We start from the raw sequence: 16,674 nt of genomic DNA, 5'->3' as shown, positions 1-16,674 counted from the left end.
CCTGCGCACCCTTGATGGCGATCGGCTTGACCGGCTTGGTCTGGGGTCAGCGCGTGCGAATCAGCGCGGTGCCGGTGGCGCGGTCCTGCATGCCGCGACCGTCGATGTCCGTGATGGTGCCGGGCACGACGAACACGAGCAGCGCCTGACGCACCAGGGCCCGCACGAAGCCGACGCGGGCGGGGCCGTCCACGCGCGCCACCTGCATGCCGAGGAACAACTGCCCCGGAGTGAAGGAGAACAGCGTCACCGTGGCGACACCGACGACGAACCAGACCAGCAGTGTGATCGTGGAGAACGGACCGTCGAAGAAGTTGTCGCCGATGATCAGTGCCGCGACGCCCGCCGACGACACCCAGTCGATCATCAGGGCGGCGAGACGGCGTCCCGTGCTCGCGAGTGAACCGGGTCCTTCCGCCTGCAACCCGAGGCGTTCGCCCCGGAAGGACTGCGTCGTCTCGTCGGCGCCGTTCGGCAGTGCCGCCGAAGGTCCGGAGAGCCATGAACCGGTGATACGTGCCATGCTGTCCAGGATAGGCGTCGTCTCTCCGAGGGCCTCACACCGGAGCGTGGGGCTGTGTGCGCAGTCACAGCCGGTGCAAAAGCCCAGGACGATTCGACGTGTAACACGGGCGAAACAAAAGGTTGACCGGCGGGCAACACCAAGTCCATACCGTCGGCTCGACGAATTTCGCCAATATCCACTTGGCTGAAGCGACTTAAGGAGCACAAGCGTGGCGTTCACCACGGCCGAAGAGGTCATCAAGTTCATCAAGGACGAGAACGTCGAGTACGTCGACATCCGGTTCAGCGACCTGCCGGGCGTGCAGCAGCACTTCTCGATCCCCGCGTCCGCGTTCAACCAGGACGTGTTCGAGGACGGCCTCGCGTTCGACGGTTCGTCCGTCCGCGGCTTCCAGTCGATCCACGAGTCCGACATGATGCTCCTCCCCGACGTCGCCACCGCCCAGATCGACCCCTTCCGCGCCGCCAAGACGCTGAACATCAACTTCTTCGTGCACGACCCGTTCACGCGCGAGTCCTACAGCCGCGACCCGCGTAACGTCGCGCGCAAGGCCGAGGAGTACCTGAAGTCGACCGGCATCGCCGACACCGCCTTCTTCGGCGCCGAGGCCGAGTTCTACATCTTCGACTCGGTCCGCTACGACTCCGGCATCAACGGCGCGTTCTACGAGCTCGACTCCATCTCGGGTTCCTGGAACACCGGCAACGACGTGAACGCCGACGGCAGCCCCAACCTGGGCTACAAGGTCCGCCCCAAGGGTGGCTACTTCCCCGTCGCTCCGTACGACCACTACGTCGACCTGCGCGACGAAATCTCCACCAACCTGCAGAACGCGGGCTTCGAGCTCGAGCGCGGCCACCACGAGGTGGGCACCGGCGGCCAGCAGGAGATCAACTACAAGTTCAACACGCTGCTCGCGGCCGCTGACGACCTGCAGCTGTTCAAGTACATCGTGAAGAACACCGCCTGGCAGCACGGCAAGTCGGCCACCTTCATGCCGAAGCCGCTGTTCGGCGACAACGGTTCGGGCATGCACGTCCACCAGTCGCTGTGGAAGGACGGCAAGCCGCTGTTCCACGACGAGGCCGGCTACGCGGGCCTGTCCGACATGGCGCGCCACTACATCGGCGGCATCCTGCACCACGCGCCGTCGCTGCTGGCGTTCACCAACCCGACGATCAACTCGTACCACCGCCTGGTGCCGGGCTACGAAGCCCCCATCAACCTGGTGTACAGCCAGCGGAACCGCTCGGCGGCCGTGCGTATCCCGATCACCGGCAACAACCCGAAGGCCAAGCGCCTCGAGTTCCGCGCCCCCGACTCCTCGGGTAACCCCTACCTGAACTTCGCGGCGCAGATGATGGCCGGCCTGGACGGCATCAAGAACAAGATCGAGCCGCAGGCTCCCGTCGACAAGGACCTCTACGAGCTCCCGCCGGAGGAGGCCCGCAACATCCCGCAGGCCCCCACCAGCCTGTCGGCCGTCATCGACCGCCTCGAGGCGGACCACGACTACCTCACCGAGGGTGGCGTGTTCACGTCCGACCTGATCGAGACGTGGATCTCGCTCAAGCGTGAGCAGGAGATCGCTCCGGTCAACCTGCGTCCGCACCCCTACGAGTTCCAGCTGTACTACGACGTGTAAGTCGTGATGCCCGCCGACATGCGGGCCGGTACGTCCTGACGAGCCCATCCGTGGCGCCGGCTGTTGCAGCCGGCGACATGGGTGGGCTCGTTTGCGTCGCGGGCGCCCCCGGCTGCGGGCGCACGAACCGGCGCGGCGCGGCAGTCCGCAGTCGTATGATCCAGGGAACCGACCGCACGGACCGTTGCGGAACGTTCACGTGAAGACTTTCGGGAAACTTGCTCCGTTCTCCATCCCCCATGGGTCGAGAAGCAGGTGGTGCGGGATGTCAGTGCCCACGACGCCGACCGGCGTCCCGGTGCCGCGCCGTGTCGTGGTCATCCTGCTGCTGGTGATTCCGCTCAGCCAGATCCCGCTCGACATCTACACCCCGGCGCTGCCGCAGATGGTGCTCGACCTGGACTCGTCCGCGGCCGTCGTGCAGAACACGGTGACGGCGTACATGCTGGGCATGAGTCTGGCGTTCATCCCGGTCGGCCTGATCGCGGATGCGGTGGGGCGCAAACGAACTCTGCTGACGTGCCTGGCGATCCTCGTCGTCACCAGTGTGGGATGCGCACTCGTGCAGAACATCACGGTCCTGCTCGGGCTGAGATTCGTGCAGGGCGTCGGGGGGTGTGCGTGCCTCGTCCTCGCGTACGCGATCGCCGCCGACTGCTACCGCGGCGCCCGGCTCACGTCCGTGTCGGGTCTCCTCGGGGCGGCGTGGGGGCTGGCCCCGGTCCTCGCACCCGCCGTCGGCGGTGTGCTCGTGCAGTTCATGTCGTGGCGCCTGGTGTTCGGGCTGATCGCGCTTCTGGCGGCGCTCGCCGTTCCCCTCGTTCTCGCGGGACTGCCGGAGACGCTGCCGAAGGAGTCGCGGTCACCGGTCGACGCCACCGCGGCTGCGCAGGTTCTGCGAGCCGCGCTCCGCCACCGCATCTTCGTGGGCTTCGTCCTCGTGTTCGGGCTGATGGCGTCCGCCCAGATGGTGTTCGGCGTCGTCGCGCCCTTCCTGTACCAGGAGATCCTCGGCTTCTCCCCCGCCGCGTACGGCGCGGTGGCGCTCGTCGTGGGCGGCGCCAACCTTCTCGGCGAACTCGCCTGCAGCGCACTCGCCGTCCGGGTCGGCACCCGCCGCCTCGCCTTCGGCGCCTGGTGGGTGTTCGTGCTCGGTGCGCTGATACTGGCCGTCACGGCCGGGATGTCCGTCGTCACCGCACCGGCCATCACGATCGGCGCCTGCCTCGCACTCGCCGGATGCGGCGTGCTCTGCCCGCAGATGTACGGGCTGGCACTCGGGCTGTTCACCCGAAATCTCGGGCTGATCGGCGGCGTCGTCACCGCAGCCTGCTATCTCGTCGTCAGCGCGGCGATGGCCGTCGCGGGCGTGCTGCCGGAGAACAGCCAGGCACCGCTCGGCTGGCTCTACCTCGCTCTCGGCGCCGGCGCCGGAATTCTGCTCCTGCTCACCACATCCGCGCGGCGGCCGGACAGTTCCCCCGCCGAGGCGCCCGCACCACGAACCGACCGGAGGTGATCTCACGTGCCGCACCCGAGCCAGCACAGCCCAGCCGCATCCCCGGTGTCGGTGATCTTTCAACGCCGGATCGACGACGCCCGCTACGCCGAATACTCGCTGTGGCAGAAACGCGCGGCGGACGCCCTCGCGACGGTTCCCGGTTTCATCGACCAGGACATCGTGCCGCCGTCGCCGCCCGTACAGGACGACTGGGTGGACGTGCTGCGGTTCGCCACTCTCGAGGACGCCCGGGCGTGGCTCGACAGCGACCTGCGGACGGAACTGGTGGCGGAGATCAAGCACGCCTTCATCGGCAACGAGGACGTTCACCTGCTCACCGGTGAGCAGACCCGGGAGCAGTCGGCGACGTCGGTGGTCATCTCCTGCCACGTCGACCCCTCGGACGAGTCGGCGTTCATGGACTGGCAGCGGAAGATCTCTGCCGCCGAGGCAGGGTTCCGCGGCTTCCGGGGGCACAAGGTCGAGCGGCCGGTGCAGGGAATCACCGAGGACTGGACGATCGTGCTCAGCTTCGACACCGAGGACAACCTGGGGTCGTGGATGGATTCACCGGAGCGGGCCGCCCTTCTGAAGGAGGGCGAGAAGTTCAACCGGAATCTCCGGATCCGCAAAGCGAGTTACGGTTTCGACTTCTGGTTCCGCGGCACGGGCGGCGACGAAGTGCCCCCGGTGCCCGTCGCCCGCAGCAACCTGCTGGCGTTGCTGGTGCTGTACCCGCTGGTCGTGATCTGGGGACATTTCTTCAGCGCACCGTTCATCGAGGCGCACGGTGTGCCGATCGCCGTCGCCCTGTTCATCGGGAACCTGGTCACCACCCAGATCCTCGGGTGGTGGGCGGTACCCGCGGCGTTCAAGGCGTTCGGGTGGTGGATGGACCCGGCGATACCCACCCGTAGGAGGAACCTGGGCTACGCCGTCATGGTCGTGCTGTTCGCGATCTCGATCGGCGTGTGCACCCTGCTGTTCATGATCCCCACGACCTGACGCGAGTTTCCCGATTCACCTGCGCGATGTCCGGGTACATAGCACTGTGAAGGACCGAGGTCTGTTTTCACATCTGGAGAAAGGTGTGCGCGGTTGGACATGCAGCAACTGTGGGACTTCGTCTCCGCCAGGAAACAGCAACTTCTCACGGATTCGCTCCTGCACGTCAGTGCCGTCGTGCAGTCGGTGGTCATCGCCACCATCGTCGCGGTGGCGATCGGGATCCTGGTGTACCGGAGCCCGGCCGGGTCCGCGATCGCGACCGCACTGGCAGGCACGATCCTCACCATCCCGTCGTTCGCGCTGCTCGGCCTGCTCATCCCGATCCTCGGGCTCGGTGTGGCCCCCACCGTGACGGCCCTGGTGCTGTACGCGCTGCTGCCGATCATCCGGAACACCATCCTCGGACTCGCGTCCGTCGACCCCGCCGTCACCGACGCCGCCCGCGGTGTGGGGATGAGCCGCACGACGGTGCTGAGCAGAATCGAACTTCCCCTCGCGTGGCCGTCGATCCTGACGGGCATGCGGGTGAGCACGCAGATGCTGATGGGCATCCTCGCGATCGCCGCCTACGCCAAGGGCCCCGGGCTCGGCAACCTCATCTTCTCGGGACTGTCCCGCGTCGGCAGCCCGACAGCGATCCCGCAGGCCCTGACGGGGACCGTGCTCATCGTGATCCTCGCCCTCGTACTCGACGGCGTCCTCGCCGTCGTCGGCCGACTCACCACCTCCAGGGGGATCCGTGACTGATCTCGATACACCTCACACCAACGGCAGCACGGTCTCGGGCGTCGACATCGTCCTCGAGGACGTCGTCAAGAGTTATCCCGGCCAGGAGAAGGCGGCGGTCGACAACGTGTCGATGCGCATCCCCGCCGGGGAGATCGTGGTCCTCGTCGGGCCGTCCGGCTGCGGGAAGACCACCACGATGCGGATGATCAACCGGCTCATCGAACCGACGTCGGGCAAGATCACGATCGGCGGCAAGGACGCCCTGTCCATCGACCCCGACAAGCTGCGGCGCGGCATCGGCTACTCAATTCAGCAGGCCGGGCTGTTCCCGCATCTGACCATCGCCAAGAACGTCGGCACCGTTCCCGGCCTCATCGGCTGGGACAAGAAGAAGATCGCCGACCGCACCGACGAGATGCTCGACCTCGTCGGACTCGAACCGGACCTCTATCGCGAGCGCTACCCCCGCCAGTTGTCGGGCGGTCAGCAGCAGCGGGTGGGCGTGGCACGGGCATTGGCAGCCGATCCGCCGGTGCTGCTGATGGACGAGCCGTTCGGCGCGGTCGACCCGATCACGCGCGGGCTGCTGCAGGACGAGTTGATGCGGCTGCAATCCGATCTCGGCAAGACGATCGTGTTCGTGACGCACGATTTCAACGAGGCGGTGAAGTTGGGCGATCGCATCGCGGTGCTGGGCAACCAGTCGCACATCATGCAGTACGACACTCCGGAGGCGATCCTCGCGCATCCCGCCAACGACATGGTGGCCGGCTTCATCGGCGCCGACGCGTCACTGAAACAGCTGACGCTCACCCGGGTGGCAGAGGTCGAACTCCTCGATTGCCCGACCGCGTACGAGGACGGCTCGGTGGACGATCTGCGGGCGGCGATCTCCCCCCGCAAGATCAAGTGGGGCATCGTCCTCGACGCGCGGGACCGGCCGATCCGCTGGGTGTCGCTGCACCATCTGGCCACCGCCACCTCGCTGCACGGCCTCGGCGACCCGATCGACGAAGTGATGTCCACCCAGTCGACGCTGCAGGACGCCCTCGAGGCACTGCTGGCGGAGAGCAGCGCGTCGACGATCGTCACCGGCCGGCACGGCGAGTACCGCGGCCTCATCACGATCGACACGCTGGTGGCGCACCTGTCCGCGATGCGTGAGGAACATGCGCACGACGACGAGGCCGGCGAGCCGGAGCAGAACGGGGCGAGTGAGGGCGGGACACCGTCATGACGGCCGCCGTGACCGCGAAGCCCACCGCTCCGGCCGCCCGGCGTTCGGAGCGGGCCCGCCTGCTGGTCCAGCCGATCCTCGTCCTGTTCCTGGTGGTGGGTGTGCTCGGCTGGGCGTTCAGCCGAGACCTGACCGCCACGCAGAAGGGCAGTCTCAACGCCGCGAACATCGCGACCCTGACGTGGCAGCACGTGCTGATCACCGTCGTCGTGGTGGTGATCGTCGTCATCGTCGCCGTCCCGCTCGGGATCCTGCTCACCCGGCCCGGGTTCACCAAGCTGGCACCGGTCTTCGTCGGCATCGCCAACATCGGGCAGGCCGCGCCCGCCATCGGACTGCTCGTGCTGCTGTTCCTCGCGACGGGGACCACCGGATTCTGGATCGGGGTGCTCCCGATCGCGTTCTACTCCCTCCTGCCCGTGCTGCGGAACACGATCCTGGGTCTGCAGGAGGTCAATCCCGCGGTCATCGACGCCGGGCGGGGGCAGGGCATGACGGCCGGTCTCGTGCTGCGCAAGGTCGAGTTCCCGCTCGCCGTCCCGTACATCCTCGCGGGACTGCGCACGTCGCTGGTCCTCGCAGTGGGCACCGCGACGCTCAGTTTCCTCGTCAGCGCCGGCGGCCTCGGCATCCTCATCGACACCGGATACAAGTTGCGCGACAACGTCACTCTGGTCGTGGGAGCGGTGCTCGCGGTCGCGCTGGCGCTGCTCGTCGACTGGTGCGGCGCCCTCGCCGAGGAGTTCCTCGGCCCGAAGGGGCTGCGCTGATGAACGTCCTGCGGAAGGCGATCGCCGCGGCGGCCATGACGTTCTGCGGGGTCCTCGCAGTGTCCTGCGGCCTCGAATCCGGAGGCGCCCTGCCGCTGTCGGTGGAACCGGGCAGCATCCAGCCCGTGCCCGAACTGGAGGGCGTCCCGATCACCGTCGGGTCCAAGGACTTCACCGAGCAGGTCACCCTCGGGTACATCATCGAATTCGCGCTCAGCGCCGCAGGCGCCGACGTGCGCGACCTCACCAACATCCAGGGGTCCAACAGCACGCGGGACGCCCAGTTGGACGGTCAGATCGACGTCACCTACGAGTACACCGGCACCGGCTGGATCAACTACCTCGGCAACGAGATTCCGATCCCCGACCCGACCGAACAGTTCGAGGCGGTCCGCGACGAGGACCTCGAACGCAACGGCATGGTGTGGGTGGATCCCGCCCCGATGAACAACACGTACGCGCTCGCGATGAGCAGGCAGACCGCCGAGGAGACCGGGATCACCACGTTGTCGGAGTACGCGGACCTGGTGAACCGCGACCCCGCCGCGGCGACGACGTGCGTGGAGACCGAGTTCAACGTCCGCCAGGACGGGTTCCCGGGTATGGCCGCCAAGTACGGCTTCGATCCGGCCCGCGCGAACCGCCAGATCCTGCAGACCGGCATCATCTATCAGGCCACCGCGGACGGAACGCAGTGCAAGTTCGGTGAGGTGTTCACGACGGACGGACGGATCATCGCGCTCGATCTGGTGCTGCTGGAAGACGATCGCCAGTTCTTCCCGAAGTACAACCCGGCGATCACCATGCGCAAGGACTTCGCCGAGGCGCACCCGCAGGTGGCGGAGGTGATGGCCCCGATCTCCGCGGCCCTGACCAACGAGGAGATCACCGAGCTGAACCGGCGGGTCGACGTGGAGGGCGAGGAACCGGCGGACGTTGCCCGGGACTGGCTGGTGCAGAAGGGATTCGTCACGCTCCCGTGACGGTCAGCCGCCGAGGGTGATCCTCGCGACGAGGCCCCGGTGATCCGAACCCGTCAGCACCACCGATTCGACGGACTGCGCCTGCGCGTCGCTCGTGACGATGTGATCGATCGCGATCACCGGTGGCAGCGGCTGCCGGTCCGCGGGATACGTGTTCTGAATTCCGGCACCGACCTGGTCGGCGGCGTCGCGGTAGCGGCCGGTCACGAGGTTGCGGTACTTCACGTGGTCGCGGGTGGAGTTGAAGTCGCCGCTGACGATCACCGGTCCCGAGTCGGCGGGGACGGCGTCGAGAATGGCTTTGATGCGGTCCATTTCGCGTGACCACAGCGACGGATCCGACGGCCACGGCGGGACGGGGTGGAACGCGTACAGTGCCGTGCTCGCCCCGTCCGGGAGTTCCACCCTGGCCGACAGCGCGGACAGCACGAACTCCGAGTGGTGGACCTTGTCGGTCAGTGGGTACCGGCTCCAGATCCCGGTTCCCTCACCGCCGCCGCCGGGCATGAGGAACGAGTACGGCAGGGTCGATGCGATACCTGCGGCCCCCAGCCGGTCGACGGCGTCCGGGGTCAGCTCGTTGACGGTGAGCACGTCGACGTCGCGGTCCCGGATCTGCCGGACGAGGGAGTCTGCGTCCGCGTTGCCGAGCCAGATGTTGGCCTGCATCACGGTCAGTTCCGGCCCGGACGCCGACGCCGAATTCGCCACGTACAGCGGGCCCTGCGACAGGGTGGCCACCGCGGCCACGGTCAGTGCGACCCCGAACCCGATCCAGTGCCGGGTGATTCCCAGCAGCAGCACCCCGACCGCGGCGGCCGCCATCAGGTACGGCGCCGCGGACGCCAGCACGAGCAGACGCTGATTCTGGACGTCGAGGAAACGCAGTGCCACACCGAACACGCCGACGAGCACTGCGAGCCACCCGAGGGCGATCAGTGCTCGCACCCCCCAGGTGGCGATCACTCCCCGAAGACTCTCTCCACCACGGCCTTGGCTCGCCGGGTCACCCGCAGATAATTGTCGAGGAACTCGCCGGCGTCGCCGCCGCCCCAGCCGGCGATCTGCGCGACCGCGGACAGGACGCGTCCCGACCCGGGCAGCTGATCGGTGGCCTTGCCGCGGACGAGGACGAGGCAGTTGCGGGCCTTCGTCGCCGTGATCCACGCGTCGCGCAGCAGTTCGACGTCGGATTCGCTGAGCAACTCGGCGGCACCGATCGCGTCGAGTGTCTCGAGGGTCGACGTGTTGTGCAGCGACTCGATCTCGTGGGCGTGCCGCAGCTGGATCAGCTGCACGGTCCATTCGATGTCGGCGAGACCGCCGCGCCCGAGCTTGGTGTGGGTCGCGGGGTCGGCGCCGCGGGGCAGCCGCTCGGAGTCGACGCGCGCCTTGATGCGCCGGATCTCGCGGACCGCCTGCTCCGACACCCCGCCCTCCGGGTAGCGGGTCTTGTCGATCATGTGCAGGAAGCGCAGACCCAGGTCGGCGTCGCCGGCGACGTGATGGGCGCGCAGCAGCGCCTGGATCTCCCAGGCCTGCGCCCACTGCGCGTAGTAGGCCTCGTAGGACGCCAGCGTGCGCACCATCGGGCCGCTGCGCCCCTCCGGCCGCAGGCCGGTGTCCACCTCGAGCGGCGGATCGGTGCTCGGCGCGCCGAGCAGGGTCCGCACCTTGTCGCCGATGCTGTTGGCCCACTTGACGGCGACGGTCTCGTCGATCCCCTCGCGCGGCTCGCACACGAACAGGACGTCTGCGTCCGAACCGTAGCCGAGTTCACCGCCGCCGAGCCGGCCCATGCCGATCACGGTGAACGTCGCGGGAGCGGGTGTGCCGAGTTCCTTCTCGCTCGCCTTGACGACGGCGGCGAGGGCGGCGTTGAGCACGGCCGCCCACACGGACGACAGCGCCTTGCACACGCCCGGCACGTCGAGCATGCCGAGGATGTCCGCGGACGCGATCCGGGCCAGCTCGTAGCGGCGCAGGGAGCGCGCCGCCGCGATCGCGCGGGCCGGGTCGTCGTGGCGTGCGGACGCCGTCAGGATGCCGCGGGCGACGTCCTCCGGCTTCGACTCCAGCAGTCGCGGTCCGGCCGGTGAATCGGCGAACAGCCGCACCACGTCCGGTGCCTTGATCAGCAGATCGGGAACGTAGGCCGAGGATCCGAGCACAGTCATCAGCCGCTCGGCGACCGAGGCCTCGTCGCGCAGCAACCGGAGGAACCAGGTCTGATCGGTCATCGCGTCCGACAGCCGCCGGTACGCGAGCAGGCCCGCATCGGGATCCGGTGTGTCGGCGAGCGATTCGAGCAGGGTCGGCAGCAGCAGCGCCTGGATGCGGCCCTTGCGGGACGCGCCGCTGGTGAGTGCGGTGAGGTGGCCGAGCGCGTTCTCGGGGGCCGTGTAGCCCAGCGCCGCCAGCTGGCGGATGGCCGCGTCCGGGCTCAGCCGCAGCGCTTCCTTGTCGATGCGCGCCACCGATTCGAGCAGCGGCCGGTAGAACAGTTTGGCGTGCAGGCGCCGCACCCGGTGCGCGTTGCGTTTGATCTCCGCGTTGAGGACGCCGAGCGCGTCCTTGCTGCCGTCGGGACGCATGTGCGCGGCCCGGGCCAGCCAGCGCAGCGCTTCCTCGTCCTCGGCGGGTGGCAGGGTGTGCGTGCGGCGCAGCTTCTGCAACTGCAGCCGGTGCTCGAGCAGCCGCAGGAACTCGTAGGACGCCGCCAGATTGGCGGCGTCGTCGCGGCCGACGTAGCCACGGGCGGCGAGTGCGGTCAGCGCGTCGATGGTGCTCTGGACGTGCAGCGCCTCGTCGGCGCGCCCGTGCACGAGCTGCAGGAGCTGGACGGCGAACTCGACGTCGCGCAGACTGCCGCGACCCAGTTTCAGTTCCCGCTCGCGCAGTTCCGCCGGAACCATCTCCTCCACCCGGCGGCGCATCGCCTGCACCTCGGGAACGAAGTCCTCACGCTCCGAGGCGGTCCACACCATCGGGTTGAGGGCGTCGGCATACTGCTGTCCGAGGGCGACGTCGCCGATCATCGGGCGGGCCTTGAGCAGGGCCTGGAACTCCCAGGTCTTGGCCCACCGCTTGTAGTACGCGACGTGCGACTCGAGGGTGCGGACGAGTTCCCCGCGCTTGCCCTCCGGCCGCAGTGCGGCGTCCACGTCGAAGAAGGCCGAGGACCCGATGCGCATCATCTCGCCGGCGATGCGGCTGGCGATCGCGTCGGCGGGTTCGGCGACGAAGACCACGTCGACGTCGCTGACGTAATTGAGTTCGCGGGCACCGCACTTGCCCATGGCGATGACGGCCAGCCGCACGGGGCACGGGGCGTCCGGGCAGACGGCCGCGACGGCCACCGCGAGGGCGGCGTCCAGTGCCGCATCGGCCAGATCGGACAGCTGATGCCCGACGGTCTGGTACGGCAGTACCGGTTCGTTCTCGACGGTCGCCGCGAGGTCGACGGCGGCGAGCAGCATCAGTTCGTCGCGGTACGTCTTGCGCAGCGCCGCGATGGCATCGGGGCCGGTGACCTTCGCCCGGTACAGGCGGGCGTCCGGGTGGGCGCCCTCCTCGGGTTCGGCGCCGACCGCGGCCATCATGGTGGCGGTCGCCTCGTCCTTCGACGGCAGGCGGACGTCGCCGGCGAGAATCTTCCAGGACGCGGGATCCGCGACCAGGTGGTCGCCGAACGCACTGGACGCACCGAACAACCCGAACAACCGGCCGCGCAGGCCCTTGTCGGTGCGCAGTGCCGTATCGAGTTCGGCCCAGCTCTCACCGAGCCCGTCCTTGAGGCGCACCAGTGTGCGGAGGGCGAGGTCGGCGTTCGCGGCCCGCGACAGCGACCACAGCAGTTCGATGCTGTCCTCACCGACCCAGCCCAGCTCGCGGAGTTCGGACGGAGCGGTCGGCTCGACGAGACCCAGACGACCCGGACCGGGAACGGCAGAACGCGCTGCCGGAGGCTTCACCATGCTCTTGCTCACAACCCCAGATACGTCTTGAGTTCGAACGGCGTCACGTGGCTCCGGTACTCCTCCCACTCACGCCGCTTGTTGCGCAGGAAGAAGTCGAACACGTGCTCGCCGAGGGCTTCCGCCACCAGCTCCGACTTCTCCATCTCGCGCAGTGCGCCGTCGAGGTTGCCGGGCAGCTCCCGGTAACCCATGGCGCGGCGCTCGGCCGACGTCAGCGCCCACACGTCGTCCTCTGCCTCGGGAGGCAGTTCGTAGCCCTTCTCGATTCCGCGCAGACCGGCGGCGAGGAGCACCGCGAACGTCAGGTACGGGTTGCAGGCCGAGTCTGGGCTACGGATCTCGACGCGGCGCGACGACGCCTTGTTCGGCGTGTACATCGGGACGCGGACCAGCGCCGACCGGTTGGACGGACCCCAGGACGCCGCGGTCGGGGCCTCGCCGCCGTGGATCAGGCGCTTGTAGGAGTTCACCCACTGGTTGGTGACGGCGCTGATCTCGTTGGCGTGCTCGAGGATGCCGGCGATGAACGCCTTGCCGGTCTCCGACAGCTGCATCGGATCGTCCGGGTTGTGGAAGGCGTTGGTGTCGCCCTCGAACAGGCTCATGTGGGTGTGCATCGCCGAGCCGGCCTGATCGCTGAACGGCTTGGGCATGAACGTGGCACGCACGCCCTCGGCGATCGCGACCTCCTTGACGACGTACCGGAACGTCATCACGTTGTCGGCCATCGACAGGGCGTCCGCGTACCGCAGGTCGATCTCCTGCTGGCCGGGAGCCGCTTCGTGGTGGCTGAACTCGACGGAGATGCCCATCGACTCCAGCGCGTCGATCGCGTGGCGGCGGAAGTTGGGGGCGGAGTCGTGCACGGCCTGGTCGAAGTAGCCGCCGGAGTCGGCGGGCTTCGGCGGGGTGCCGTCGATCGGCCCGTTCTCGAGCAGGAAGAACTCGATCTCGGGGTGCACGTAGCAGCTGAAACCCAGATCGCTGGCCTTGTTCAGCTGGCGGCGCAGCACGTGCCGCGAATCGGCCCAGGACGGCGAACCGTCGGGCATGGCGATGTCGCAGAACATGCGGGCGGAGTGCTGATGCCCCTTGCTCGAACTCCACGGCAGCACCTGGAAGGTGGAGGCGTCCGGCTTCGCGACCGTGTCCGCCTCGGACACCCGGGAGAAGCCCTCGATCGCGGATCCGTCGAAGCCGATGCCTTCCTCGAAGGCACCTTCCAGTTCCGCGGGGGCGATCGCCACCGATTTCAGGTATCCGAGAACGTCCGTGAACCACAATCGGACGAACCGAATGTCGCGCTCTTCGAGGGTGCGAAGCACGAATTCCTTTTGGCGATCCATGTCCGCGAGAGTAAGCAAAGTTCGTTAAATCTGTGTTACTTCGTTGATTCGACTGTTCCGGATTCCGCATCGGGCCAGCGTGCGGGCACGTCGGCCGATCCCGTCACAGGCGCGGGTCAGCACATCAGGTCGGCGGGCGGCGCCGCGAGGTCGACGAGATAGTCCGTGACGGCGTCGTCGACACACGCCTCGCCGTCGAGGACGACGGTGTGCTGGGTGCCCCGGTACGAGACGAGCGAGCCGTTCATCTGCTTCGCCAGATCCACACCCGCCTGGTACGGCGTCGCCGGGTCCTCGGTCGTCGACACGACGACGACCGGCGGGATTCCCGGCGCGGACACGGTGTGCGGCGCGCCCGTGTTCGGCGCAGGCCAGAACGCGCACACGTCCAGCGGCGCGTTGCCGGTGCCGCGACCGTCGTCGAGGAACGGCGCCGCCTGGCGGTACCGCACGTCCGCCTCCCCCACGACCGCGCGGTCGGTGACGGGCGGATCGTCCATGCAGCGGATGGAATTGAACGCGTCGTTGAGGTTGGAATACGTGCCGTCGTCGGCGCGCCCCTCGTACAGGTCCGCCAGCATCAGCAGCGAATCACCCGTCCCCGACTGCAGGCTCTCCAGCCCGCCGCGGAGCGGGCCCCACAGGTTCGGCGAGTACAGCGCCTGCTGGACGCCGGTGATCGCGTCGGTGTAGCTGAGTCCGCGCGGGTCGGTGGTCGCGGCGGGCTTGCCGATCAGCGGGTCGACGAGCGCCCGGAACCTCGCGTTCGCCTGCGCCGGGTCGGTGCCGAGCGGACAGTCCTTCTGCTGCATGCACTCCGCGGCGAACGCGTCGAACGCGGACTGGAATCCGGCGGCCTGCAGGATCACCTCCTGCGTCGGGTCCTGCTCCGGGTCGAGGGCGCCGTCGAGGACCATCGCGCGCACGTTGCCGGGGAACGTCTCCGCGTACGTGGAGCCGAGCCGGGTGCCGTACGAGTAACCGAGGTAATTCAGCTTCTCGTCGCCGAGCACCGCACGGATGACGTCCATGTCGCGCACCACGTCGTTCGTGCCGACGTGGGCGAGGACGTCGACACCGGTCCGCTGCGCGCACTTGTCCGCGTAGTCGCGGTTCTCGGCCTCGGTTCGTGCGATTCCGGCGGGACTCATGTCGACTTCGTCGTCCTTGCGCCTCGCGTCCACTTCCGCCGGGGTCAGGCAGGTCACCTGCGGTGTGGACGCGCCGACGCCGCGCGGATCGAAACCGATGACGTCGAACCGCTCGGCGATGGCGGTGCCGTCGGCCACGGACGCCAGCCCGATACCCGACGCCCCGGGGCCGCCCGGGTTCACGAGCAGCGATCCGATCTTGTCGCCGGTCGCCTTCGAGCGGGAGACGGCGATCTGCGCGGTCGCCCCGCCGGGATTCGCGTAGTCGTTGGGCACCGTCACCTCGGCGCACTCGAGCGTGTCCCCGAGCGGGGACCCGTCGGTGCTGAACCCGTCGCACGAGCCCCACTGCACCTGCTGCGTGTAGAACTCCTCGAGCCCGGCGGGGATCGGCCCGGCCGGAGCGTCCTCGGCCGCCGACGGTTCGGCGACCGCCTCACCGGTGCCCTGTCCGCCCCCCGCACAGCCTGCGACGACAAGGACGACGGCGATGCACCCCGCGAACGCGGCCGGTACCCGAGCACTCTTCGACATAGGTCGATCGTGCCAGGGGTTCCGCACCGAGCAGCTTTCCCGCAGGTCAGAGACCGGTCCGCAGGTGTGACCCATTGCACCCGCGCGACCCCTTCGCTCCCCCGCGAGCCGGTGGCAGACTGTAGGCGTCATCACCCGCACCCGGGGACCCGTCGAGGGCCTCGAGGCCAGAAAGGGACAACGATGTCCGATAGCAAGTCGTCCGCGAGCACGTCAGAAGATCGGCTCTACGGATCAGCACCATCGCACGACGTTCCCAAGCGCAAGACCCGGACCCACCACCTGCAGGCCATGAAGGCCGAGGGCGAACGCTGGTCGATGCTCACCGCCTACGACTACTCCAGCGCCCGCATCTTCGAAGAGGCCGGAATCCCGGTCCTGCTCGTCGGCGACTCGGCCGCCAACGTCGTCTACGGATACGAGACCACCGTCCCGGTCACGATCGACGAACTCCTCCCCCTCGTTCGCGGCGTCGTCCGCGGAGCGCCGCACGCCCTCGTCGTCGCGGACCTGCCGTTCGGCAGTTACGAGAGCTCCCCGGAGCAGGCCCTCGCGTCGGCGACCCGGTTCATGAAGGAGGGGCTGGCCCACGCCGTCAAGCTCGAGGGCGGCGAGCGCGTCGCTCCGCAGATCGCCGCGATCACCGCGGCGGGCATCCCCGTCATGGCCCACGTCGGGTTCACCCCGCAGAGTGTCAACTCGCTCGGCGGTTTCCGCGTGCAGGGCCGCGGCGACGCGTCCGAGCAGTTGGTCGCCGACGCGATCGCCGTGCAGGAGGCCGGCGCGTTCTCCGTCGTCATGGAGATGGTGCCCGCCGAGATCGCGGGCCAGGTCACCCGCAAGCTCACCATCCCCACCGTGGGCATCGGTGCCGGCTCCGAATGCGACGCCCAGGTCCTCGTGTGGCAGGACATGGCCGGCTTCACCAGCGGCAAGACGGCGAAGTTCGTCAAGCGCTTCGGTAACGTCGGTGACGAGTTGCGCAACGCGGCCGCCGCCTACGCGGCCGAAGTGCGCACCGGAACGTTTCCGGCGGAAGAGCACAGCTTCTAGGCCGTCCTCGACTCACCGGGCCGGCACACACTCGAGGGGGATTCATGGGACAGCGACGCGTGTTCGGCACCGGACGTCGTCACCGCCTGGTCGTCGCCGCGGCCGGGGCGGTGGCGGCCGCGGCGCTGGTCACGGGGGGGGCCGGGCCGGGGCCCGCCGTGTCTGTTTTTCACATAACCGAGCCCACCAGAACAACCCGGATGGGGTTTGG

The 16,674-nt window shown here is 68.5% G+C and carries 13 protein-coding genes; 8 read left to right on the top strand and 5 right to left on the bottom strand.

Features of this window, described 5'->3' with window-relative positions; all coding sequences use genetic code 11:
* Window positions 1–46: 46 nt before the first annotated feature.
* Window positions 47–523: an RDD family protein gene (locus ACFTZB_RS29615; protein WP_378436800.1), complete on the bottom strand. Its 477-nt coding sequence runs from the start codon at window positions 521–523 to the stop codon at window positions 47–49.
* Window positions 524–734: 211 nt separating this feature from the next.
* Here ACFTZB_RS29615 and glnA (ACFTZB_RS29610) point away from each other — a divergent pair, with 211 nt between their 5' ends.
* From glnA (ACFTZB_RS29610) to ACFTZB_RS29580, 7 genes are all read left to right on the top strand, one after another.
* Window positions 735–2,171, top strand: coding sequence for a type I glutamate--ammonia ligase (gene glnA, locus ACFTZB_RS29610; RefSeq protein WP_005247755.1), 1,437 nt, complete (start codon window positions 735–737; stop codon window positions 2,169–2,171).
* A 265-nt stretch (window positions 2,172–2,436) separates the two neighbouring features.
* The gene (locus ACFTZB_RS29605) at window positions 2,437–3,690 is read left to right on the top strand and encodes a multidrug effflux MFS transporter (protein WP_378436797.1); all 1,254 of its coding nucleotides are present in this window, start codon (window positions 2,437–2,439) and stop codon (window positions 3,688–3,690) included.
* Between the two features lie 6 nt (window positions 3,691–3,696).
* Window positions 3,697–4,677, top strand: coding sequence for an antibiotic biosynthesis monooxygenase (locus ACFTZB_RS29600; protein WP_378436794.1), 981 nt, complete (start codon window positions 3,697–3,699; stop codon window positions 4,675–4,677).
* A 99-nt stretch (window positions 4,678–4,776) separates the two neighbouring features.
* Window positions 4,777–5,427, top strand: coding sequence for an ABC transporter permease (locus tag ACFTZB_RS29595; RefSeq protein WP_072945497.1), 651 nt, complete (start codon window positions 4,777–4,779; stop codon window positions 5,425–5,427).
* Window positions 5,420–6,646 carry an ATP-binding cassette domain-containing protein gene (locus tag ACFTZB_RS29590; protein ID WP_378436792.1) on the top strand — a complete coding sequence of 409 codons (1,227 nt, stop codon included), beginning with the start codon at window positions 5,420–5,422 and terminating at the stop codon, window positions 6,644–6,646. The genes ACFTZB_RS29595 and ACFTZB_RS29590 overlap by 8 nt, the downstream gene beginning before the upstream one ends.
* Window positions 6,643–7,416 carry an ABC transporter permease gene (locus tag ACFTZB_RS29585; protein WP_378436789.1) on the top strand — a complete coding sequence of 258 codons (774 nt, stop codon included), beginning with the start codon at window positions 6,643–6,645 and terminating at the stop codon, window positions 7,414–7,416. The genes ACFTZB_RS29590 and ACFTZB_RS29585 overlap by 4 nt, the downstream gene beginning before the upstream one ends.
* Complete coding sequence (locus tag ACFTZB_RS29580; RefSeq protein WP_378436786.1) at window positions 7,416–8,399, top strand: glycine betaine ABC transporter substrate-binding protein; 984 nt, start codon at window positions 7,416–7,418, stop codon at window positions 8,397–8,399. Before ACFTZB_RS29585 ends, ACFTZB_RS29580 begins: the two co-directional genes overlap by 1 nt.
* Before the next feature lie 3 nt (window positions 8,400–8,402).
* Here the strand turns inward: ACFTZB_RS29580 and ACFTZB_RS29575 are convergent, their stop codons facing one another.
* From ACFTZB_RS29575 to ACFTZB_RS29560, 4 genes are all read right to left on the bottom strand, one after another.
* Window positions 8,403–9,365 (bottom strand): endonuclease/exonuclease/phosphatase family protein, encoded by a 963-nt coding sequence (locus ACFTZB_RS29575; RefSeq protein WP_378436784.1) that lies wholly within the window; start codon window positions 9,363–9,365, stop codon window positions 8,403–8,405.
* Window positions 9,362–12,376, bottom strand: coding sequence for a bifunctional [glutamine synthetase] adenylyltransferase/[glutamine synthetase]-adenylyl-L-tyrosine phosphorylase (locus ACFTZB_RS29570; protein WP_378436782.1), 3,015 nt, complete (start codon window positions 12,374–12,376; stop codon window positions 9,362–9,364). Before ACFTZB_RS29570 ends, ACFTZB_RS29575 begins: the two co-directional genes overlap by 4 nt.
* An 8-nt stretch (window positions 12,377–12,384) precedes the next feature.
* Window positions 12,385–13,725: a type I glutamate--ammonia ligase gene (gene glnA, locus ACFTZB_RS29565; RefSeq protein ID WP_005247775.1), complete on the bottom strand. Its 1,341-nt coding sequence runs from the start codon at window positions 13,723–13,725 to the stop codon at window positions 12,385–12,387.
* A 116-nt stretch (window positions 13,726–13,841) separates the two neighbouring features.
* Window positions 13,842–15,410 (bottom strand): alpha/beta hydrolase, encoded by a 1,569-nt coding sequence (locus ACFTZB_RS29560; protein WP_378436779.1) that lies wholly within the window; start codon window positions 15,408–15,410, stop codon window positions 13,842–13,844.
* 183 nt (window positions 15,411–15,593) lie between these two features.
* On the opposite strand from ACFTZB_RS29560, the gene panB reads away from it, so the two are divergent.
* Window positions 15,594–16,463 carry a 3-methyl-2-oxobutanoate hydroxymethyltransferase gene (gene panB, locus ACFTZB_RS29555; protein WP_378436777.1) on the top strand — a complete coding sequence of 290 codons (870 nt, stop codon included), beginning with the start codon at window positions 15,594–15,596 and terminating at the stop codon, window positions 16,461–16,463.
* The last annotated feature ends 211 nt before the right edge of the window (window positions 16,464–16,674 follow it).

Origin of the sequence: Rhodococcus sp. NPDC057014, from assembly GCF_042673295.1 — a bacterium.
GTDB lineage: Bacteria > Actinomycetota > Actinomycetes > Mycobacteriales > Mycobacteriaceae > Rhodococcus_F.
This window is presented reverse-complemented; position numbering and strand designations above follow the sequence as displayed.